17 protein-coding genes are annotated in these 22,031 nt (G+C 56.5%); 10 read left to right on the top strand and 7 right to left on the bottom strand.

The window, feature by feature from the left end:
• Window positions 1–27 precede the first annotated feature (27 nt).
• Window positions 28–564, bottom strand: coding sequence for a translation initiation factor IF-3 (gene infC, locus FHW17_RS03030; protein ID WP_105734100.1), 537 nt, complete (start codon window positions 562–564; stop codon window positions 28–30).
• Window positions 565–789: 225 nt separating this feature from the next.
• Here infC and FHW17_RS03035 point away from each other — a divergent pair, with 225 nt between their 5' ends.
• The 10 genes from FHW17_RS03035 (at window position 790) to FHW17_RS03080 (ending at window position 10,067) form a co-directional block, all read left to right on the top strand.
• Window positions 790–1,581 carry an alpha/beta hydrolase gene (locus tag FHW17_RS03035; RefSeq protein ID WP_112522738.1) on the top strand — a complete coding sequence of 264 codons (792 nt, stop codon included), beginning with the start codon at window positions 790–792 and terminating at the stop codon, window positions 1,579–1,581.
• Between the two features lie 25 nt (window positions 1,582–1,606).
• Window positions 1,607–2,752: a benzoate/H(+) symporter BenE family transporter gene (locus tag FHW17_RS03040; protein ID WP_112522739.1), complete on the top strand. Its 1,146-nt coding sequence runs from the start codon at window positions 1,607–1,609 to the stop codon at window positions 2,750–2,752.
• A gap of 115 nt (window positions 2,753–2,867) precedes the next feature.
• A complete protein-coding gene (locus tag FHW17_RS03045) occupies window positions 2,868–3,323 on the top strand; it encodes a DUF2852 domain-containing protein (protein WP_112522740.1) in 456 nt (151 codons plus the stop codon).
• A gap of 123 nt (window positions 3,324–3,446) precedes the next feature.
• Window positions 3,447–4,205 carry a M48 family metallopeptidase gene (locus FHW17_RS03050; RefSeq protein ID WP_112522741.1) on the top strand — a complete coding sequence of 253 codons (759 nt, stop codon included), beginning with the start codon at window positions 3,447–3,449 and terminating at the stop codon, window positions 4,203–4,205.
• On the top strand, window positions 4,205–4,846 hold the full coding sequence (locus tag FHW17_RS03055) for a YdcF family protein (RefSeq protein WP_112522742.1): 642 nt from the start codon (window positions 4,205–4,207) through the stop codon (window positions 4,844–4,846). Before FHW17_RS03050 ends, FHW17_RS03055 begins: the two co-directional genes overlap by 1 nt.
• 121 nt (window positions 4,847–4,967) lie before the next feature.
• Window positions 4,968–5,627: a phosphoribosylanthranilate isomerase gene (locus FHW17_RS03060; RefSeq protein ID WP_182509185.1), complete on the top strand. Its 660-nt coding sequence runs from the start codon at window positions 4,968–4,970 to the stop codon at window positions 5,625–5,627.
• A 17-nt stretch (window positions 5,628–5,644) separates the two neighbouring features.
• Complete coding sequence (trpB, locus tag FHW17_RS03065; RefSeq protein ID WP_112523094.1) at window positions 5,645–6,895, top strand: tryptophan synthase subunit beta; 1,251 nt, start codon at window positions 5,645–5,647, stop codon at window positions 6,893–6,895.
• A gap of 2 nt (window positions 6,896–6,897) precedes the next feature.
• Window positions 6,898–7,737: a tryptophan synthase subunit alpha gene (gene trpA, locus FHW17_RS03070; protein ID WP_112522743.1), complete on the top strand. Its 840-nt coding sequence runs from the start codon at window positions 6,898–6,900 to the stop codon at window positions 7,735–7,737.
• A 41-nt stretch (window positions 7,738–7,778) separates the two neighbouring features.
• The gene (gene accD / locus FHW17_RS03075; protein ID WP_112522744.1) at window positions 7,779–8,696 is read left to right on the top strand and encodes an acetyl-CoA carboxylase, carboxyltransferase subunit beta; all 918 of its coding nucleotides are present in this window, start codon (window positions 7,779–7,781) and stop codon (window positions 8,694–8,696) included.
• Between the two features lie 42 nt (window positions 8,697–8,738).
• On the top strand, window positions 8,739–10,067 hold the full coding sequence (locus FHW17_RS03080) for a folylpolyglutamate synthase/dihydrofolate synthase family protein (protein WP_182509186.1): 1,329 nt from the start codon (window positions 8,739–8,741) through the stop codon (window positions 10,065–10,067).
• 50 nt (window positions 10,068–10,117) lie between these two features.
• On the opposite strand, the gene trxA is transcribed toward FHW17_RS03080, so the two are convergent.
• The 6 genes from trxA to FHW17_RS03110 form a co-directional block, all read right to left on the bottom strand.
• Window positions 10,118–10,441 (bottom strand): thioredoxin, encoded by a 324-nt coding sequence (trxA, locus tag FHW17_RS03085; RefSeq protein ID WP_091879310.1) that lies wholly within the window; start codon window positions 10,439–10,441, stop codon window positions 10,118–10,120.
• Between the two features lie 76 nt (window positions 10,442–10,517).
• Window positions 10,518–14,021, bottom strand: coding sequence for a double-strand break repair helicase AddA (addA, locus tag FHW17_RS03090; RefSeq protein WP_182509187.1), 3,504 nt, complete (start codon window positions 14,019–14,021; stop codon window positions 10,518–10,520).
• Entirely contained in the window at window positions 14,018–17,161 is a 3,144-nt protein-coding gene (addB, locus tag FHW17_RS03095) for a double-strand break repair protein AddB (protein ID WP_182509188.1), read from the bottom strand. The genes addA and addB overlap by 4 nt, the downstream gene beginning before the upstream one ends.
• Window positions 17,154–17,885, bottom strand: coding sequence for a nucleotidyltransferase family protein (locus tag FHW17_RS03100; protein WP_182509189.1), 732 nt, complete (start codon window positions 17,883–17,885; stop codon window positions 17,154–17,156). The genes addB and FHW17_RS03100 overlap by 8 nt, the downstream gene beginning before the upstream one ends.
• A complete protein-coding gene (gene tsaE, locus FHW17_RS03105) occupies window positions 17,886–19,397 on the bottom strand; it encodes a tRNA (adenosine(37)-N6)-threonylcarbamoyltransferase complex ATPase subunit type 1 TsaE (protein WP_182509190.1) in 1,512 nt (503 codons plus the stop codon).
• Window positions 19,398–19,404: 7 nt separating this feature from the next.
• Window positions 19,405–21,936, bottom strand: coding sequence for a PAS domain-containing sensor histidine kinase (locus FHW17_RS03110; RefSeq protein ID WP_112522749.1), 2,532 nt, complete (start codon window positions 21,934–21,936; stop codon window positions 19,405–19,407).
• Window positions 21,937–22,031 lie beyond the last annotated feature (95 nt).

Raw genomic sequence — 22,031 nt, forward strand, 5'->3', positions numbered from 1 at the left:
GGCTCTTGTCAAAAAGTATGTTCAGTTTTAGCGCGGCGCCAGAACCATCATCATCTGACGGCCTTCAAGCCGTGGCTCAGCCTCGACCTTGGAAATATCAACCGTATCTTCCTTGACCCGGTCGAGCAGCCGCATTCCGAGTTCCTGGTGGGCCATTTCACGACCGCGGAACCGCAATGTCACCTTGACCTTATCACCTTCATCGAAGAAGCGCTTGATAGCCTTCATCTTCACATCATAATCATGTGTGTCGATGTTCGGCCGCATCTTGATTTCCTTGATTTCGACCGTCTTCTGCTTCTTGCGCGCCTCGGCAGCCTTCTTCTGTCCCTGGTACTTCAGTTTCCCAAGGTCAACAATCTTACACACCGGCGGCTCGGCATTGGGCACGATCTCGACGAGATCGAGTCCGGCCTCATCGGCCATGGCCAGCGCGGCCTGAATGGTAACGATACCGTGGTTTTCACCTTCGGCATCAATGAGCTGTACCTGGGGTACCCGGATATCACGGTTTGAACGAGGTCCATCTTTCTGGACCACCTGTGCTCTAAAGGGTCGGCGAATGGCAGTAGTCTCCTTGAATTATTTCGGTCCCGCAAATAGCACCGTCGGGCCTCGCCTGCAATGCTTTGTCTGCGGGGCTTAGCTCAATAACATCTTTTCACGGATAAATCATCCGGTTCAGATATAGGAATATTCACATTCTATACAATGAAGATTGCTGTTTGACGGCTTTATTGATCCGCCATTGCATGGCAAAAGCACGCGGCTCACCGAGGAGACTCACAGATGACGGCTCATCAGCCGGAATTCCTTACTGTCAATGAAATCAGGATCGCCCTGCGCCACCGCGAGGGACGTCAGCCGGGTATTGTCTGGCTCGGCGGGTACCGTTCTGACATGCGCGGCAGCAAGGCGGAGTGGCTGGATCAATGGGCGGAGGCCAATGACCATGCATTCCTGCGCCATGACTATTCCGCCCATGGCGAGTCGGGCGGGGAATTTCGTGACGGCACGATATCACTCTGGCTTGAACAGAGCCTTGCGGTGTTCAGGCAGTTTTCATCCGGTCCGCAAATTCTCGTGGGATCGTCCATGGGTGGATGGATCGCTCTGCGTATGATCGAGGAACTGCAAAAGGCTGGCGAGCGTGAGCGTATCGCCGGGCTGGTTCTGATTGCACCTGCCCCCGACTTCACGTCTGAACTGGTCGAGCCGAGCCTGACACAGGATCAGCGTCGCCAGCTTGCCGAGCGTGGCTATATGGAAGAGCCCTCCGAATATTCGCCCGAACCCTATACTTACACCAAAGCCCTGCTTGACGATGGCAAGGCCAATCAGGTTCTCAAAGGTGTTATCCAGACCGATTGCCCTGTCCACATCCTGCAGGGCATGGAGGACAAGGATGTTCCCTATACACACGCTCTGCGGCTGGTTGATCACTTGCCGGTTGACGATGTGACGATTACGCTGGTGCGTGATGGCGATCATCGTCTGTCACGTCCACAGGATCTCGAGCTTCTCACCCGCACCGTGGCATCCATGGTCGAACACTCAAAGCCCCGCCCGCCACTCGGGTAAGTCTCTTCCGAAACAGGTTTCACCCATGCGCTCCTCTGTGATTGCTTCTGCTGTCGTCGCTGCCATCGTTGGTTTTGGCGGAACGCTCGCGCTGATCATCGCGGCTGCAAATGCGCTTGGAGCGACACAGGCAGAGACTGCAAGCTGGGTGACGGCGCTCTGTCTCGCCATGTTTGCCGGCACGGGTTATCTGAGCTGGCGTTACAAAATGCCTATCATCACCGCGTGGTCGACACCGGGTCTGGCGCTGATCGGGGCAAGCACCGGCTTTACCATGCAACAGGGTGTTGGCGCCTTCATTGTCACGGCGATCGCCATCATCATCACGGGATTGGTCAAGCCGGTCTCGGGTCTCGTCTCCAAAATCCCCGCATCGATTGCTTCAGGCATGCTTGCGGGTGTTCTCTTTGCCTTCCTTACCGGCGCAGCGCGAACAATTCCCGTCGATCCGCTGTTTGTATTGCCGCTAATATTGCTCTTCTTCGTTATCCGCCTGTTCAGCCCGGCAATGGCGGTGCTCGCGGTGCTTTTTGGTGGAATTCTATTTGCTTTTGCAAGCGGCCGCGTTGCCACTGTGCCGGATATCGGCCTTTCGACCCTCACGCTCATCATGCCGGTGTTCGATACCACAGCGATCATCGGTATTGCCCTTCCCCTCTACCTTGTCACCATGGCATCGCAGAATTTGCCGGGCTTCGCGGTTCTGCGCGCTGCCGGTTACGAGCCGCCAACATCAGCGGCATTGCAGGTCACAGGATTCATCTCGCTGCTCACCGCGCCGTTCGGTGCGCATACCAGCAATATGGCGGCGATTTCTGCGGCAATCTGCACGGGACCGGACGCCCATCCAGACCCAGCGCAACGCTGGCTGACGGGACCTTTCTACGCACTCTCATATCTGATACTGGCAATTTTCGGCGCTTCACTGGTGGCACTCTTTGCTGTCCTGCCTGCCCCATTGATTGCACTCGTTGCCGGTCTTGCCCTTATCGGCGCCTTTGCCAATGCGCTGACCATTGCTCTCAAGAATGAGACAGAGCGGCTTGCCGCTGTTGTGACCTTTGCGGTGACGGCATCGGGCATTTCGATTGCCGGAATTGGCGCGGCCTTCTGGGCGCTGGTTGCCGGCCTGCTTGTCGTTGCCTTCGATCACGCAAAGAAACATATCTGATTTCAAACCCTTATCGCATTCCCGCTCACGATTTCTTGAAAAGCCGCAATCGGTCTCCCATGTCGTATTCAATCGACCAATCGGGGTCGGGCTTTCGTGAGAAGGAAGAGGTTTTATGAACACTGCTGCTTTGATCCGGCCAGGCTGGACCCCTGCGACCATCGCTTTGATGGTTATTGGTTTCATGCTGTTCTGGCCGCTTGGTTTCGCCATGCTCGCCTATATCCTTTGGGGTAACCGGCTGGATGGCTTCAAGCGTGACGTTAATCGCGCCACCGACGGCTTCTGTGGCGCATTCCGCCGCGGCAATGGCCCATCTTTCGGACGTGGTTCCTTTGGCACAGGCAATGTTGCCTTTGACGAATGGCGTGAGAAAGAACTTGAGCGCCTCGCTGAAGAGCGTCGCAAGCTCGAAGAGATGCGTGCCGAGTTCGAAGACTATGCGAGCGAACTGCGCCGTGCCAAGGACCGGGAAGAGTTTGATCGCTTCATGGCCGAGCGCAATGCCGCGCCGAAAAAGCCGTCATCGCGCAAATCAGTGCCGGGCGTTACCGACGCCGAAGAGGAATAACCACTCTGCGGGCGGTTCCCTCCAGTCCTGCCCGCACCTCACTGCTAAAGCGGCGTCGGAGCCTTCCGGCGCCGCCTCTGTTTTGTCTCACGGCTTTCACCCGAATCAATTAAAGTCCTGCCCATGATCCTGTCTCTGTTCAAAAGCCCGCCGAAAAAATCCGCGACGCTGAAAGTCGAGCGGAGCTACGAGGTTGCCGGTCGTGTTCTGCCCTTGCGCGTGATGGAGAATCCCCGAGCAACACGGCTAACCCTGCGTATCGATGCGGGCGGCAAGGGTTTGCGGATTACTGTGCCTCCGGGAATGCCGGCGCGCGAGGTCGAAAAATTTCTTGCGCGCCATGAGGGCTGGATCGAAACCCGCATTGCCAAAATGCCGGATCAGCCGAAAGTGCGGCCCGGTGTCAAAATCCCGATCCGCGGTGTCCCCCATCTTATCGTGCATGAACCAGGCAAGCGCGGGACAGTCCAGCAGGAAAACGGTGCTGAAGGGCCACGGCTGATCGTTCATGGAGACCGGCCGCATCTCGCCCGCCGTGTAGGCGATTTTCTCAAGCGGGAGGCGCGGCACGATCTCGATATGCTTGTGGCCCGGCATACGGCAACGGTCGGGCGGCGTGCCAAGGTCATTCGGCTTAAAGATACCAAGAGCCGCTGGGGCTCTTGCACGTCAGATGGAACACTCTCTTTTTCATGGCGCATCATGATGGCACCGCCGCCAATCATCGATTATCTCGTTGCCCATGAAGTGGCACACCTGAAAGAGATGAATCACGGGCCAAAATTCTGGAAACTCTGCGGCGAACTCTGCCCCGATACCGAACGGTGCAAGGCTTGGCTCAAACGCAATGGCAGTGCCTTGCAGGCGATTGATTTCAGTTGATGCCCGGCGCTGTCGCACTTGATATCGAAACGGCGTCCCGCATTCTGTGGGATTTCCATCTTATCTATGATCCGCTTGCGCCAGCCGATCTCATTGTCGGATTGGGCAGCTATGATTTGCGTGTTGCAGATCGCTGCGCTGAATTGTTTCATCAGGGATTGGCGCCGAAAATCCTGTTTACCGGCAAGGCTGGCAATTGGACGAACCATCTTTACAAAACGTCAGAGGCTGAAGCCTTCGCTGAGCGCGCCAGAGAAGCTGGCGTTCCCGCCAAAGCCATCATCATTGAGCCAAACGCCACCAATATTGGCGAGAATATCCGGTTTGCCCGGGCGATGGCAGGCGATGCCATGAAGCGGATCATCATTGTGACCAAGCCGCAGACGCAGCGCCGGGCATTTGCAACCGTGAGAGCGCAGTGGCCCGAGGTTCACGCGGACATCACTGCGCCGTTTATCAATTTCGAACAGCAGCCAATTCCTACCTATCCGCGCGACAAACTGATCCATGAAATGGTCGGCGACATCAAACGTATGATCGATTATCCGGCCAAAGGCTTTCAGATTCCGCAATCAATCCCTGTGTCTGTCGCAGATGCCTTCGATTTTCTTGTCAAAGCAGGCTATGACCACCATCTTTAGAGCTGCAGCTTTGCAAAGCGGTGGTTCGTGGTTCGACATAACAACCACGAACCTGCACCACCAACCATAAACCAAGCAAAACACTCGACTCCTGCGTGTTTTCATGGCACTGGCACCGATTATGAGCCTTGATATCAAAATATGCGGTTTGAAGACCGAGGATGCGGTTGCGGCAGCGCTTGATGAAGGTGCGTCTCATATCGGTTTCATCTTCTTTGGTAAAAGCCCGCGCAATATTGATCCGCAGACCGCAGGCCGCCTGCGCCAAGCAGCACAAGGCCGTGCCAAGGCGGTTGCTGTAACCGTGAATGCGGATGACGCGACACTCGATGTGATCGTTGCCGAGATGAAGCCTGATATGCTGCAACTGCACGGCGACGAGAGTCCCGCGCGGGTTGCCGAGGTAAAACAACGCTACGGATTGCCCGTTATAAGGGCACTTGCGCTGCGCGAACGCCGCGATCTTGACGCGATTACCCCCTATATCGGTATAGCTGACCGGTTTCTGTTCGATGCCAAGCCACCCAAAGGATCGGAACTTCCGGGCGGAAATGGTGTGTCTTTCGATTGGCAGATCCTTAGCGGCTTTGACGCCTCCATTGATTACATGCTTTCCGGAGGCCTCAACGCTGGCAATGTTGCCGAGGCGCTGGAAGCGACGAATGCGCGCGGTGTCGATATTTCGTCAGGTGTCGAGTCCGCGCCCGGCGTAAAAGATGTTAGCCTGATCAGAGAATTTTTCCGGGCTGTGCGCGCTGCCAAAAGCGCAGACGCAGCCTGAACAAACGGAGCGGAATGGTGGACAAGGCGGTTGAACCCAATTCATTCAAGACAGGCCCTGACGAAGAGGGCATGTTTGGTATTTTCGGCGGACGCTTTGTTGCCGAAACCCTGATGCCACTGATCCTTGAATTGCAGCAGGCCTATGACGACGCCAAAAACGATCCGGCTTTCAAGGCTGAACTGCGGGAACTGTCGACCAATTATGCCGGACGCCCTTCAAAACTCTATTATGCCGAAGGCCTGACCAAACATGTCCGCCAGCTTGCCAAAGACAAGGGTCTTGATGGCGGCGCAAAAATCTACTTCAAGCGTGAAGATCTCAACCACACCGGCAGCCACAAGATCAACAATTGCCTCGGCCAGATCCTGCTTGCCAAGCGCATGGGCAAGACCCGCATCATTGCCGAAACCGGTGCTGGCCAGCATGGTGTTGCCTCTGCGACTGTCTCGGCGCGGTTCGGTCTTCCCTGCGTTGTTTATATGGGCGCCACAGACGTGGAACGGCAGGCACCCAATGTCTTCCGCATGAAATTGCTCGGCGCAGAAGTGAAGCCGGTTGCGTCAGGTCACGGCACGCTGAAAGATGCCATGAATGAGGCCCTGCGCGACTGGGTGTCGAACGTGGACGACACCTATTACCTGATCGGTACCGCCGCAGGTCCACATCCCTATCCGGAACTGGTACGCGATTTCCAGTCGGTGATTGGCGAAGAAGCCCGCGAGCAGATATTGGAGCGCGAGGGCCGCCTGCCCGACACGATCATCGCTGCCGTCGGCGGTGGTTCAAACGCCATTGGCCTGTTCCATGCTTTCCTTGACGATAAGAGCGTCGAGATCATCGGCGTTGAAGCCGGTGGCCGTGGCCTTGATGGTGAAGAACATTGCGCTTCGATGAGTGCTGGACGGCCCGGTGTCCTGCACGGCAACCGCACCTATCTCCTGCAGAACAAGGATGGTCAGATTCTCGACGGCCACTCGGTTTCCGCCGGTCTCGATTACCCCGGTGTCGGCCCTGAGCATTCATGGCTGCGCGACACGGGCCGGGTTTCCTATATGCCAATCCTTGATGACGAAGCTCTGGACGCTTTCCAGCTGACGACGCGCGTTGAAGGCATTATCCCGGCGCTTGAATCCGCCCACGCCATTGCGCAGGCCGTGAAGATCGCGCCTGATATGGCGCAGGACAAAATCATGATCGTCAACCTGTCAGGTCGCGGCGACAAGGACGTGCATACGGTTGGCAAATTGATGGGTATGGAGATTTAAGCATGGCTAGCCGTATCGACAGAAAATTTGCTGCGCTGAAGGCTGACGGACGTCCGGCACTCGTGACCTATTTCATGGGCGGCGATCCGGATTTTGACACTTCGCTGAAAATCATGAAGGCGCTGCCCGGCTCCGGTTCTGACATCATCGAACTCGGCGTTCCCTTTTCCGATCCGATGGCCGATGGTCCAGCCATTCAGGCCGCAGGTCTGCGTGCGCTGAAAAAGGGCATGTCGCTGACAAAAACCCTTGCGCTGGCCGCCAGTTTCCGCGAGAGCGACAACACCACACCGATCGTTCTGATGGGCTACTACAATCCGATCTATATCTATGGCGTCGACCGCTTCCTCGCCGATGCGGTAGCGTCTGGCATTGACGGCCTGATCATCGTCGATCTGCCACCTGAGATGGATGCGGAACTGTGCATTCCTGCCATCAAGGCCGGCATCAATTTCATTCGTCTGGCAACACCGACGACCGATGAAAAGCGCCTGCCCAAAGTGCTGCAGAACACATCCGGTTTCGTTTATTATGTCTCGATGAACGGTATCACCGGCTCCGCCCTGCCCGATACGAGCAAAGTTGCGGATGCGGTCAAGCGCATCAAGGAACACACGGATCTGCCTGTTGTTGTCGGCTTTGGTGTCAAGACTGCAGAACAGGCCAAGGTCATTGGCATGGCGGCTGACGGCGTTGTCGTCGGCACAGCAATCGTCAATGCGGTCGCCAATACAATCCGTCCGGATGGCTCGCTTGTCGCCGATCCGGCAGAAGCCGTCGCCACGATGGTGCAGGGACTTTCCAGCGGCGTGCGTGCCGTGCGCCTTGCAGCGGCGGAATAGAAGCCCTAAATCACAATATCGACGAAAGAACAGGACCGATCATGAACTGGATCACAAATTACGTCCGGCCGAAGATCAATTCGATGCTTGGTCGCCGTGAAATGCCCGAAAACCTCTGGATCAAAGATCCGGTTTCTGGCGAAATGGTCTTCCATACCGATCTGGAAAAGAACCAGTGGGTTGTGCCATCGTCTGGCCACCACATGCGCATTCGTGCCAAGGACCGTCTGCGGTACTTTTTCGATGACGGCGCCTACGAATTGCTGGAACAGCCAAAGGTAGCAACCGATCCGCTGAAGTTCCGTGATGAAAAGCGCTATATTGATCGCCTGAAGGAACATCGCGCCAAATCAGGCGTGGAAGATACAATCATCAACGCACTCGGCACGATTGAAGGTCTGCCGATTGTTGCGACTGTGCAGGATTTCAGTTTCATCGGCGGATCACTGGGCATGGCGGCGGGTGAAGCAATCATCAAGGCATTCGAAACGGCAATTGCGCAAAAACGGCCACTGGTGCTGTTTGCCGCATCAGGTGGAGCGCGTATGCAGGAAGGCATTCTTTCGCTGATGCAGCTGCCACGCACGACCGTTGCTGTGGAAATGCTGAAAGAAGCGGGTCTGCCCTACATTGTTGTCCTCACCAACCCGACCACCGGCGGCGTTACCGCTTCCTATGCCATGCTTGGTGATATCCATATTGCCGAACCGGGCGCATTGATCGGTTTTGCTGGACAGCGTGTTATTGAACAGACCATCCGGGAAAAACTGCCTGAAGGCTTCCAGACCGCTGAATATCTGAAGGCACACGGTATGATCGATATGGTTGTGCCGCGCACCGAGCTTAAAGCCACCATTGCCCGCCTTCTGAAGATGCTTATGGGCGAGAAAGCCACGGAAGTTCCCGTAGCCAAGCCAAATGGTGCCGCACTACCGGCAACGATTGAAGCCGAAGCTTGATTCATTTGATGGTTCTGGAGGCTTTTGCCATTGGTTTTGTCCATGTCATCCAAGGCTGAGGCGATCATCGCGCGCCTGCTTGGGCTGCATCCCAAGGGTTTTGATTTATCACTGGGCCGTGTCACGCGGCTGCTTGATACGCTGGGCAATCCGCATCTGAAGATGCCTCCCGTCATCCATGTGGCGGGGACCAATGGCAAAGGCTCCTGCGTCGCCTTTTCGCGGGCACTATTGGAAGCCGCCGGTTATACTGTTCACGTTCACACATCGCCCCATCTCGTTCATTGGCACGAGCGCTACAGGCTCGGCGCACCGGGTGGCGGCAAGCTGGTTGAAGATGCTGTGTTTGCCGATGCGCTGATGCGGGTCGAAGAAGCCAATGCGGGCCAAGCCATTACGGTCTTCGAAATACTTACAGCCGTTACATTCGTGCTGTTTTCTGAGCATCCTGCTGATGCGGTGATCCTTGAGGTTGGTCTGGGCGGCCGTTTCGATGCCACCAATGTCATCCCGGAACCAGCCGTCAGCGTCATCATGCCGATCTCGCTTGATCATCAGCCCTATCTTGGCGATCGTGTGGAATTGATTGCCGCCGAAAAAGCCGGGATCATCAAATCGGGCTGCCCGGTTGTTATCGGTGCGCAGGAAGAGGAAGCCGCGCGCATTGTGCTGATTGAAACAGCCGAGCGCCGGGATTGCCCCTTTGCTGTCTATGGGCAGGACTTTTTGGCCTTCGAAGAGCGCGGACGAATGATCTATCAGGACAATACCGGCCTGCTGGACCTGCCTTTGCCCGCCCTGCTTGGCCGCCATCAACTGTCGAATGCGGCGGCGGCAATTCAGGCAGTCAAGACAGCTGGCTTTACCCTGCCCGATTATGCCATTGAAACAGCCATGACGACGGTCGAATGGCCGGCACGCATGCAACGCATCGTCAAAGGCAAACTGGTCGAGCTGGCAGTGCCGGGTTCCGAGATATGGCTCGACGGTGGTCACAACCCCGGTGCAGGCATGGTGATTGCCGAGGCAATCGCCTCGCTGGAAGATCGCAGCCCGCGTCCGCTGTTTTTGATAACAGGCATGATCAACACGAAAGATCCGGTTGGTTATTTTGCTGCTTTCACCGGCATGGCACGGCACGTCTATACGGTGCCGATCCGTTCCAGCGATTCCGGTATTCCCCATGATGAGCTGGCGATTGCCGCAGCGGAAGCCGGGCTTTCTGCGGAGCCAGTGCATTCCGTCGAGAACGCCCTGAAAATATTGCGTGACAGTTGGGACAAGTCTGAACCGGCTCCGCGTATTCTTATCGGTGGTTCGCTCTATCTCGCTGGTGACGTTCTGTCAGAAAACGGAACACCACCGCAATAATAAAAAGCCCGGCACAGGGCCGGGCTTGATAATAGCAAACGTCTTTCAGCTTATGCAGCTGAATTGCGAATCCAGTCGCTGAGCTTGCTCTTGGGAGCAGCGCCAACCAGATTGGCAGCCAGTTCGCCGTCCTTGAACATGAGCAGTGTCGGAATGGAACGCACGCCAAACTGGGCTGCAAGTTCAGGATTCTCGTCGATATTGACTTTCGCGATCGTGACCTTGCCTTCCATCTCCGAAGCGATTTCTTCAAGGGCTGGTGCGATCATCTTGCATGGGCCGCACCACTCGGCCCAGAAGTCAACAACAACAGGCTGACCGGCCTGAAGCACATCGGACTGGAAATTGCTGGTGTCGATCTTGACGGTAGCCATCGGCTTTTCCTTATTACGTTATTGAATGTTGCCCATCATGTGGTGAGTCTACCCACCCGCGTCAAGCTCGCTCATCTCACGATGCGGTGAGACGGACAAGTGCGGCCTGCATCTCATTCACTGGTATATCGATGATATGGGGACCTTCGGTGAACAGCAAGGCCGCTTCCACACTCTTTCCGGGATAAAGCGGCTCCAGTAACTGCCTGTAGAGTGCAAGCTGGGCCACATAGGCGTCAGGCACGTCCGCCAATGTGCGCGGAGCGGGGCGATTGGTCTTGTAGTCGACAATCAGCACGCGGCTTTCACTCACGGCGAGCCGGTCGATAACACCTGAAACCGCATGATCCTTGCCGCGCAAATGCAAGGTTCCCATAATGGCGATTTCTGCCAGAGAACCTGGCGCGAATACGGGCGCAAACTGTGGATCATTCATAACGCCGAACGCCGATTGCAGGGCGTTTTCGATTTCTTCCGGCTTCCAGTCGAAGGCAGCGCGGGAGAGATAGCGTTCGGCGGCAACCAGCCTTTGATCAACCGGCAGATTGGGTAAGGTTTGCAACAGCGCGTGAATGACCGTTCCACGCCGGATCGCAAATGACGGGTCGGTGCCATCCGAGCCAAGAACCGGCGAACCAGTGACCAGCGGTTCCTCCTCCTCGGGTTCGATCAGAAGGGAGACGCCTGACGGGGCGAGCGGACGTGGCAACCCCGCTTCGCGCGCCATAGGCGACCGGTATGAACTCGGAAAAGGCAGAACCGGCCTTAAAGGAAGAGGCTCCGGTTCCTCCACCGGAACGCTTGAGCGCGCCGTCTTACGATAGCGTCTGGCAACGATATCTCCTACCGGATGTTCAAATGGTTCGCTCAGTTCTGACAGCGCCGCATCGACAAGACCATGCCAGGTATCTGGAGATTGTCTGGCGCCGCGATAACCGCAGACGATAAGGCGATCTTCCGCGCGGGTCATCCCGACATAGAGAAGACGGCGATATTCCTCTTCCGACCGGATCTTGAGGTTTTCGACGATAGATCCGGTAAAGGCTGTTGCGTAGGATTTTGATGGGACAAAGAGGAACCCCTTACCCTGCCAGCCCTCTTCTTCCTCCATCGGGAAAGATAGAAGATTGGGTGTTCGCCCGCCCGACGAAGCGGAACTGCCGGAATCAACCAGAAACACCACCGCAGCTTCCAGACCCTTCGCAGCGTGAACGGTCATGATGCGCACTTCATCCCGGCTCTGATCAAGTTCGCGCTTGATCTCCGGCGTTGCCGCATCGAGCGTTTCCAGAAAGGCCTGAAGTCCGGGCAGGCCGGTTTTCTCGGTCGCAATTGCATAGTTCTGGAATTCGTCGATGACGTCGCCAGCCTCGTGACCAAGCCGGGCGAGCAGTTCCCGGCGCGCGCCGCCATTGCCAAGAATGTCGGCATAAAACTCGAACACCGGCACCGTATCGGCGCGGTTGCGCCATTCCTGCAGGCGTTTGGCGACGGCTGCCAATGCTGGATCGCTCTTCGCCCGGATCGTCAGACGCTGATGCAGTGTTTCATTCTCCGCGCGCCCATAGGCCAGATCGAAAAGCTGATCATCATCCCATTTGAAAACAGGGCTTTTAAGAAGCGCTGCCAGAGACAGATCATCCGACGGCAGGAGCATAAAGCGTCCAAGCGCCATCAAATCCTTGACGGCAATATGATCTGTCAGCTTCAACCGGTCAGCACCGGCAACCGGTACCTGACGCTTCTTCAGCTCGCGCGACAGGGCAGGCATGAATTGATCGCGCTTGCGCACCAGCACCATGATATCCCGCGCCTGCAAACGCCGGTTCTTGCCTTCAATGATTTCGCCGTTCTTCAGCCAGAGATCAATCGTCCTGGCGATCTGTTCTGCAAGGCGAACAGGCGGTGCGGGAAGACTATCGACAGGCGTTCGCCAATCTTCCTCCTGCTGCGCGGTCTCAGGTGTGAGCATGTCCCATATCTGGACTTCGCCGGGATCGTTGGACCGGATCGCCGTATGAACAGTCGCACCATGATCAACACCAAAGCCGCGATTGGCTTCGGGCCGTTTGAAAACCTCATCAACCGCAGAAAGCACATCTGGAACGGAACGGAATGAGAAATTGAGATTGACCTTGGAGAAACTCAACTCGGCATTATCGGCATTTCTCTCTGTTGTCCTGCCGTGGCGGGCAAAATCCTCCGGGATAGCGCCCTGAAAGGAATAGATGGACTGCTTTTCGTCACCGACAGCAAACAGTGTACGGCGGATGTTGCGCGCGGTATTGCCGGAAAAGAACTCTTCGCTCAAAAGGCGAATGACCCGCCACTGGTTGGGGCTTGTATCCTGCGCCTCATCGACCAGAATATGATCAATGCCCTTGTCGAGCTTGTACTGCACCCATGGCCCGGCATCCTGCCGCGCCAGCAATGTCACCGTGCGCACAATCAGATCATCAAAATCGAGAAGACCGCGCGCCCTCTTCATGTGCTGATAACGGCCGATCAAGTCGTCAATCAGGACAAGTGCCGACAGGGTGAGCCGTATCTGCCGCAATTGCTTGAGCCGGTCGAGGCCGTTGAAAACTCTGTCCGCAGCCCGATCATACCGCTCCACAAAATCAGGAATGCGATCCGTGACGCCTTTCGATCCGACATAGCTGCCGCTCTTGGGATCTCCCGTAGCTTTCAGAAAAGCCGATTGCAGAACCTCTTCACGTTGATCGACCTGCTCATTTACTTTGGCAAAACGCAGCAGCAGGGCAAATTCCTGCGCACGCGAGGCGCCTTTGGGCACCGCCATGATGTCTTCAAGCACACCCTGCGGGAATTCGGGAACGGGCCAGAGCGTTGAAAGGATATCAGCTTCGGTCTCATCGCCGTTGAAACCAAACTGGGCGAAAAATAGTGGCCGTCGCAGTGCATCATGGCCGACTTCGCGAATAAACTGGGTGAGGTCGTAGCGCTTATGGACCGCTTCATCGAGCAGTTCCTGCAGACCGAATTCTCCGGCAGCATCCAGAACATCTGCAAAGGCGGTTGCGAGTTCAACATTGCCGTCAAGTCGCGCTGTTTGCAGCAACTGGCGTCTGGCTTCACCCACGAGCGCCATCTGCATCATGTCATCCATCAGTTCGAAGTGACCGGCGATGTTCGCTTCCAGTGGAAACTGATGCAGAATGGCTTCGCAGAAGGCGTGAATGGTCTGAATTTTTAGACCGCCCGGTGTTTCCAGTGCGCGAGCAAACAGGCGCCGGGCCTGTGCGAGGCGAGCCGGGCTTGGGCCCCTGTCATCGATCTTCTCTATTGTCTGGGCGAGCGCCGCTTCCTCCATCGTCGCCCAGTCTGACAGCCGGGCAAAAACGCGATTCTGCATGACGGCAGCTGCGGCCTTGGTATAGGTCAGGCACAATATTTTGGATGGATCAGTACCATCGAGCAGAAGCCGGATGACGCGCTCGGTGAGAACATGGGTCTTACCGGAGCCCGCATTGGCTGACACCCAGACCGAATCCACAGGATTGGCGGCGCGGTTCTGGTCGGTGATCGTTTCATGCGGGATATTAAGCGGCTTTTTCATTCGCCGCCCTCCCCGCTGTCATCGGCTCCGCCAGCCGACCATTCCAGCACGCGCGCGAGATGATCATAATCCCCGGTCAGATCGCTTTCCTTGAACGGCAATGCGCGCGACAGATAGCCCTTATCCGGGTCTTGGTAGGCAACCAGCAATTCATTCAGCCGCAGCCAGGAAAGCTCCCCCAGTTCAGCCGCTGTTTTCTCGCTCTTGTTTGCCGCTGTTCCAACTTTGAGGATCGACTCCGGATCAACTCTGCCATTTGGACGCAAGCGGACATAGAGCAGATCCGAGGCTTGACGCTCGCCGACTTCATGAAAGGCGCCGCGCGCAAGAAGCGCTGCTTCCAACGCCAGTTGCGGTGAGAGCAACACATGAGCCTGTTTGCGTGATGGCGTGGAGCCCGTCTTGTAATCAATGATTTCAACAGTTCCATCGCTCATCAGATCAACACGGTCAGCACGGCCTGATAACGTGACCCCAGTTGCTTCGACTGGAATTTTCTTCGATGCAATTTCCGGATGGCGTTCGGCAAGCAGCGGCGCGCGTTCCCGTTCCCATTGCAGAAATTCCGGCACAACGCTGAGGAATCGTGGCCACCACACGGCATCAATTTCTTCCGGCAGGGCAATGTCATCGAAATAGCGCCGCCCGATCTGCGAGAGGCGCGCCGCCGCATCGGCCTGAACAGGATTGATACCCTGCTCGGTGAAATGGGCCAGAATATTATGAAACAGCGAGCCGCGCTCCGCGGCGTCAGGGTCGCGGATCAGCGGCTCAATGGGGCGCAGACGCAGGATGCGCCGGGCAAAGATCGCATAGGGATCGCGCCGCAACGTCTCGATTTCGGTGACGGAGAAATGTCTGGGTCTCGCTTCCAGTGGTGGCTTCGGCTCCGGACGTTTAACAAAATCCTCATCCGGCGCGTCATCAATCTCGCGCGCCCAATGCAGATATTGCGCACCGCGTGCGCCCAGCTCATCGCTGGCTTTCTTCCCCAATACCGTTTCAAGCCGTTGCAACCAGCGCGAAGCAACGGTTGGCGCATTGGCTGAGCGCTGTGCCCGGCTAAGGATCACCCGCTCCATGCCAAGCGCCATCTGGAAGTCATGCGCCGCAAGGCCCGTGCGCCGCTCCGGCGGCTCCAGATTGATGATGGATTTCATCGGCCGCGACATGAACGGATCATTGCGGGTTTTGCCCGGCCACGAACCCTCATTCAATCCGCCAATGATAACCGTATCAACTGTCTGCAGACGCGCTTCCAGCGCACCCCAGATGAACAGGCGCGGATGCGCCCCCGCCTTTGGCTTGACCACTTCACCCGCCATCAGCGCTTCGATCATCGACGGCCATTCAACCGGCATGAAATCAAGGCCGGAATCAGCAGAAACGAGATTGCGCAGGAAAGCGGCGAATTGTTCACCCGCAGCCCCCGAATAAAGCCCGCCAATATCACCCCTGTCATCGCGAACGAGATTTTCGAGACTGGCAATGGTCGCCTTGATGATATCAGTTATGCCGACCGGCTCGTCGATCTGCGTGAAGGCGTTAAGCTCATTCATGCATTTCCCAAGCGCCGCGCAGACAATGCGGGCAGCTTCAATCCGTTGGACGGAGATCTGGCGCAACCAGACAGGTTCAAACGGAGAATCGCTGCCTTCAGCAAGACGTCGTTCAAAGAACTCCGCCAGTCCGGCCAGAGTGGCGCGTCCGGTGCCGCCACGCAGCGCGATCAATTCAATTGTTTCGGCGGCCTGACGCACTGCGTTACGGTCCATGCCAAGCCGGGTGAGCGGATGCTTGAGCAGGGCGAGCAACACGACAGGATCGCCGGGGTTGAAAACCGTTTCCAAGGTCAGCCGCAAAAGCGTTGCAGGCTGCGTCTCACGCAGGGCATGGCCACCAGAATCATCGGCGGCAATGTTGAAGCGTGCAAGCTCGCTGGCAACACGCCGGGCGAGATCACGATCGGCAGTGATCAGCGCTGCCGTTTTATCGGGCAACTCAATGGCATCGCGCAGGGCAATGGCAACGGCGAGCGCTTCCTCGCGCTCGTTGGCGGCTTCAATCAGGGCAACCGGAGCGACCGCCGCAGAGAATTGACTGCTGTCCCGATCGATCGTGCTCCATGCTTCGCTGGTTTCAGCGGGGCGCATTGCTTCGGCGAGCAGGTGCTCGCGTGCCCGCTTCTGCGGCGCAACTGCGCCAAGACGAACCACATCCTGACGAAGAACACCAAGCTCACCCAGAAGTTTCTTCAGACCGAATTGCGGATGTCCAAATATGGAAGGGTTGTCTTCTGTATTCGCCAAGACCTGCCAGCTTGTATCATCCATGTCACGATCAAGTCCCGGCAGAACCACGGCACCTTGTGGCAAAGTTGCAATTGCTGCCAGCAGATGCGCCGTGGCGGGAATCGAACCGGTAGAACCGGCCGCTATAACAGGGCCATCCGGAGGACTACGCACAAGCCGCTCCGCTTCCAGCTCAATCAGGCGGTTGCGATGCGCAGCCGGATTGGAGCGGTGCCGTTCGTTGAGAATTTCCGGCCATAGGCTGGTAACGATATTGAGAAAGTCCAGTGTGACCTGCCACCAGTTCGGCAGCTCCTCCGAGACGATATTGGATAGGGTGCTCCAACCGCTGGCTTCAGTCTCCACCTGATCCATGAGTCCAGCCAGATCGCGCGCCAGCCAGATCGCATCCGCTGTTGTCGCGGGGATGGCAATATCCTCATTGCCGAACAAGGCACGAACATGCTCCGGCAAGCGTTCGCGCCATGGGCGAACAAGGCGTGCAAGCAGCAGGAGCCGTTCGGTGGAACCGACCGGTGGAAGCAGATCGAAAAATGCATCCGATCCCATATCAAACATGGCCGCATCTTCATCCACATCGCCGAGGGGACGAATGACCGGCAGAATGGCGGATTTTACCGGGCTCTTTTCGACGAGCAATGACCGCAGCGTGCGCGCGGCGCGGCGGGTCGGCACATAGATGGTCGCCCGGGCCAGAGCCAGCGGATCGGCAGGGTTGACGGGAAAGCCTGAAATAAGGTTGCCAGAAAGGATCGCATCAACCAGAGCGGGAAGAAACGGTTCTCCAGGCGCTATTGAAAAAATGCGGGGGCTGTGACGGTCAACCATGGCTCTCCTGCCCGAGACCAGCAATCGCGGCTTCCGCCTCTCCGATCGCCTCGGGCGTGCCGACAGTCAACCAATGACCCTGCATGGGCATCCCGTAGAGCCGCCCGGCGCTAATGGCTTCGTCAAAATAGCGGTTGAGCGAGGAGCGAATCGCGGTCTTTCCGGCAAACAGTCGTGGATGGGTGATCGCAGCGCCGCCATAGATATAGGGTGAGGCATCATCGTTGCGGAACCGCTGCAACGATCCATCAGCGGCCACGGTGAAATCCCCGCGCCCTTCATAGCCGGTTGCCTGATCCATTCGCGCGATCATCAGAAGGATATCCATCTTCGAAGCATCCCATGCTTCGGCGAGTCGAACAAGGTTAGGGCGAGATCCTTCGATCCAGAATGTATCGGCATTGAGGATATAGAACGCTTCCGAACCAATCAGCGGTAGAGCTTTGATGATCCCGCCTGCAGAATCAAGCAATTCGGCTCGCTCGTCCGACACAGTGATCGCTGGTGTTCGCCGCGATTTGAGATGCGATTCCACCTGATCGGCCAAATAGTGGACATTGACAACCGTTCGCCCAACCCCTGCTGCGGTCAGTGAATCCAAACCCCAGTCGATCAATGATTTGCCGGCTATCTTTACCAATGGTTTAGGTATTGTATCCGTGATGGGGCGCATACGCTTGCCCAGCCCTGCCGCCAAGATCATTGCCGTATCGGGTATCGCCATTTACTGCAGCTCCAGGGAAAGAATGCCCATCTTCTCGCACCACTCGCGCACTGGTTTCAGCGACGGATGAACAAGGGCGCTGGCAAGGTAAGTCTGAATGCGCGGAAGATGTTTCAGGTAATAGGGTTTTCCGTCGCGTTCATCCAACCGCACAAAAATCCCGAGAATTTTGGCATTACGTTGCGCTGCCATAATTGAAAATGCCTGCAGAAAGGCGGCTTCGTTGAATGATGCGTCGCGTGATCGCCGTTCTTCAATATACGCGTCAAGCAGATGTTTCTGGAGCGCGGGGTCAATTGTTACACGCGCATCAAGCACCAGAGATGCGACATCATAGGCGGATGGACCGATCATCGCGTCCTGAAAGTCGATAAGTCCAACGCGGTCCGTGCCTGTTGCCTCACTGCGCCAAAGGATATTGGGCGAGTGAAAATCCCGTTGAACAAGGCTTTTCTCAGAATTAGTGAGCTGACTAAATACTATATCCCAGGCGCCGACATATTCGTCTTTCTGTTCAGGTGTCAGCGGCTTACCAGACATGCGCCGAACATACCAGTCAGACAGAAGTTCAACCTCAATCATCATGGCATCGCGGTCAAAATCATGGACATGATGAGAGCGGTTTTTGGCGACCTCAATGTCCCGCGCCCATGAACGCTCATGCATCCGTGCAAGCAGCCGTACAGAGGCCTCGTAGCGTTCGACAATCGGCGCTCCTTTATCATCAAGGATGCCTTCACTTCCAAGGTTTTCCAGCAGCAGGAAACCGTTATCAAGATCATCAGACATGATTTGCGGAACGTAGAAACCATTCGACCGCAGGAGTTGATTGATTGCGACGAAAGCTGTGACGGACTGGGAAAGATGGGCAATCTGCATATAGGTCTTGCCGTCACGCAGGATGGGTCCACCGGGATTATAGGGGGAGTTCATCAGGATCAGCGGACGCACACAGCCGGTATCAACCGTTTCATAGCCGCGTGCAGAAGCATCACCGAGCAGATAGCGGCGGTCAGCCGTGGCATATCCCGCCCGACCGAGAAAAGTCCGTATGGAAAGGGATCGTTGTAATCTTGCAAGCGAGGCAGCCTCACCTTCAATTTCCGCCTTGCGGCCATCGCCATCATTGAGAAGATTGATACGGATGGTCGGCTTTGCCAGAGCATCATCAGCCCGCTCAGGCCATTCCACCAGCACCGCGCCGTCTTCGAGCGCTTCATCAAGTCCAAGCTCATCTATCTCTTCACCGGACGAGAGCCGGTATAAATCCACATGACTGATCGGCAGACGCAGTTCCGGATAAGATTGCACGATGGTGAAGGTGGGGCTTGGAACTTCATAGGTGCCATCATTGGCGATGGTGCGGATGAGCCCACGGGCAAGCGTGGACTTTCCTGCGCCGAGATCACCAGAAAGGGTAACAAGATCGCCCTTGACCAGCGCCAGCGCCAAATCCTGGCCAAGCCGTTCCGTATCTTCTGCCGTTGCAAGCTGGATAATCAAAGACGTCATGGGCGCCTTATTCGGCAGCAATGCTGAAAGTGCGCGCTTCCAGCGGGAAGCGGCATGTCACCAGTGTCCCCCTGCCAGCGGCACTGCTGATGTCGACCTTGCCGCCATGCAACTCCACAAAACCCTTGACGATAGACAGTCCAAGACCGGCACCGCGCTTGCGCCCGCCATTGGGATAGGGCTGGAAGCGCTTGAAGATGCTGTCGAGAACATAGTCAGGCATGCCGGGGCCATTGTCCTGTACGCTGAAAATCATCTCGCCCGGCTCGCGCCTGCAGGTCAAAGTAATCGTGCTGCCTTCCGGCGCATAATTGACGGCATTGCTCAGGAGATTGGAAAGCACCTGCTTGACTCGGCTGGCATCGGCGCGGAAAGAACCGGCACCTGAGGCAATGTGCGTGTCGAGCAGGATGTTATGCTCCTTCAGTCGCTCCGCCACTTTTTCAGAGGCTGTCGCGACGGCATCGGCAACGGAAACGTCACTGATATCAAGCTCCATAATCCCGGCATCAACGGTAGCAAGGTCGAGAATATCGTTGACGATGGTCAACAGAACCGAAGAGGACGTGCCGATATGATCAAGATAATCGCGCTGGCGCTCATTGAGCGGCCCGGTCATCGGCGTCTGCAGGAGTTCGGTGAAACCCATAATGTTGGTGAGTGGGGAACGCAGCTCGTAAGAAACATGCTGGACGAAATCGTTCTTCAGCTCGTCCGTGCGCTCCAGCGCCTCATTCTTTTCCTTCAGGGCACGTTCGACCTGTACGGAATCCGTTACATCGACAAATGTCAGCATGGTCTGGCCGCTCGGCAAAGGCGCGGAGGCAAAGTAGAGAATCTTGCCGGTTGTCAGCTCAATATGGCCGGACAGGGATTCCCGCTTGTCGTCAAAGCCCGTGACAGTGGTTACGAAATTCTCCCACTGCGCCGTGTTGGAAACCGGCTCACACAGGCGGCGAATAGCCGAAATATGCATGCCCTCGGCGATCTGCTCGGCTTTCAGCGACCAAAGCGAGGCAAAGGCCGGGTTAGACAGCCTGATCTTGCCGTCGGAACCAAACACGGCCACACCTTCAGCCAGATGGTCCAGTGTCTGGCCCTGCACCTTGATGAGCGTATTGTACCGGCTTTCCAGTTGAAGCTTTTCAGTCAGGTTCTCGAAGACCCAGGTCACGCCACCCTTTGGCTGCGGATTAACAATAACGCGCAAAGTGCGGCCATCGGTCAAATGCCACAAATGTTCCTGCGATTCGACCGAATGGTAGGCCGAAAGCATGGATTCCTTCCATCGGCGCCAATCCGGCTGCTCAGGCAAGGTGCCATCGCTGCGGAAACGGTCCAGCAGCATGGCATTGTCAGGCCGGCTTTCAAGCAATGCGGTTTCCAGCCCCCAAAGCTTGGCGAATGCCTGATTGAAGAATTGCAGCTTCCTGTTCGCATCGAACATTGCGACGGCAGAGTTTAACTGGTCCAGCGTATCGGAATGGTTGAGGACGGTACGCTTGAACTCCTCACGCACCAGTTCAATATCGCTCACATCATTGGCAAGACCGGCGGAGCCTGCACTACTGGCCACATCCGTGACCCGGAACACATGGCGATTGCCAGCCACAACCGTGGAAAGCTCGTCTCGGAAGGCTTGTGCCGTAGCTTTTTCGCGCTCAATGCGCTCGCGCGCCTGAACGCCGAAAAGCTCGCGGGCTTCCGCCACGGCAATATTCACATCATTGCCATCAACAGCCTTGGCATAGGCCATATTAACCCAATTGAGCTTGCCGCTCCTGTCGCGGCTCCATGCGGGCATTTCCAGCTGTTCCAGCAAGCCCCGCAAGGTCGTCAGCGATTCATTGAGCTGATAGTTTTCCGTTTTGAGCAAGGCCTGCGTCGCGCGCGCTTCGCCAAGACTGATGAAACGAACAATGGCATAGCTGCCGGAGGTACGACCCTGGATTTCCAGCGGCGTTCCCTTTGATGTTTCAACAACAATATCAAAGGGACGAGCCTTGCCACGCAAGGCTTCGATGGAGCGATCAAGCAACGTCGCGGAATCAATGCGCAACCAGCGCCCATAGGCCAGAAATAGAGAACGGTCTTCGGGAATGCCTATTTCCTGCGGCAGACTGCCGACGAGATTGGGCGTCGTGGAATTGCCTTCCCAGACAACGACCCGTTGATCTTTGAGATTGAGAAGAGCTTCGCTGCGCTGAACGGCAACATTAAGATCGGCAACCTTGTCACGCAACTGACGGTTTTCATTGGCGATGCGGCTGCGCTCGCGGATCAGCCAGCCGGCTGACAAAAGGGCTGCACCCATAGCGCCCAGGAACATGGCAAACTGGATAACTTCGAAAGTGCCGAATGCCACACCGAAGGGGGTGTTGATCTTGCCAAGCGGGTCATTGGCATGGGCAGCGAAGCATGTCGCACCAAGAATTGAAAGGGTCGAGCCAGCTCCTGCCAATGCAGTCCGCAGTTTCTTCAGCACCCGCCTTCCGCGTGCTGCATCTTTTCCGCGAACATCCCCATCAACAATTTTCATATCAGCCGTCGTCGCCCCATCCTGAGAGATATCTCATGTTCCAACCCATCTGATTGATCCAACCATTTGGCCCATCTGGAAGAAAGCTATCCCGA

It is taken from the genome of Phyllobacterium sp. P30BS-XVII (assembly GCF_014138335.1).
Taxonomy (GTDB): Bacteria; Pseudomonadota; Alphaproteobacteria; order Rhizobiales; family Rhizobiaceae; genus Phyllobacterium; species Phyllobacterium meliloti.

Coding starts and splice junctions, on each gene's coding strand:
- FHW17_RS03035 (WP_112522738.1), top strand. CDS start 790: ATGACGGCTCATCAGCCGGAATTCCTTACTGTCAATGAAATCAGGATC.
- tsaE (WP_182509190.1), bottom strand. CDS start 19,397: ATGACGTCTTTGATTATCCAGCTTGCAACGGCAGAAGATACGGAACGG.
- FHW17_RS03040 (WP_112522739.1), top strand. CDS start 1,607: ATGCGCTCCTCTGTGATTGCTTCTGCTGTCGTCGCTGCCATCGTTGGT.
- FHW17_RS03110 (WP_112522749.1), bottom strand. CDS start 21,936: ATGAAAATTGTTGATGGGGATGTTCGCGGAAAAGATGCAGCACGCGGA.
- accD (WP_112522744.1), top strand. CDS start 7,779: ATGAACTGGATCACAAATTACGTCCGGCCGAAGATCAATTCGATGCTT.
- FHW17_RS03060 (WP_182509185.1), top strand. CDS start 4,968: ATGAGCCTTGATATCAAAATATGCGGTTTGAAGACCGAGGATGCGGTT.
- trpA (WP_112522743.1), top strand. CDS start 6,898: ATGGCTAGCCGTATCGACAGAAAATTTGCTGCGCTGAAGGCTGACGGA.
- FHW17_RS03045 (WP_112522740.1), top strand. CDS start 2,868: ATGAACACTGCTGCTTTGATCCGGCCAGGCTGGACCCCTGCGACCATC.
- FHW17_RS03100 (WP_182509189.1), bottom strand. CDS start 17,885: ATGGCGATACCCGATACGGCAATGATCTTGGCGGCAGGGCTGGGCAAG.
- trxA (WP_091879310.1), bottom strand. CDS start 10,441: ATGGCTACCGTCAAGATCGACACCAGCAATTTCCAGTCCGATGTGCTT.
- FHW17_RS03055 (WP_112522742.1), top strand. CDS start 4,205: ATGCCCGGCGCTGTCGCACTTGATATCGAAACGGCGTCCCGCATTCTG.
- FHW17_RS03050 (WP_112522741.1), top strand. CDS start 3,447: ATGATCCTGTCTCTGTTCAAAAGCCCGCCGAAAAAATCCGCGACGCTG.
- FHW17_RS03080 (WP_182509186.1), top strand. CDS start 8,739: ATGTCATCCAAGGCTGAGGCGATCATCGCGCGCCTGCTTGGGCTGCAT.
- addB (WP_182509188.1), bottom strand. CDS start 17,161: ATGGTTGACCGTCACAGCCCCCGCATTTTTTCAATAGCGCCTGGAGAA.
- addA (WP_182509187.1), bottom strand. CDS start 14,021: ATGAAAAAGCCGCTTAATATCCCGCATGAAACGATCACCGACCAGAAC.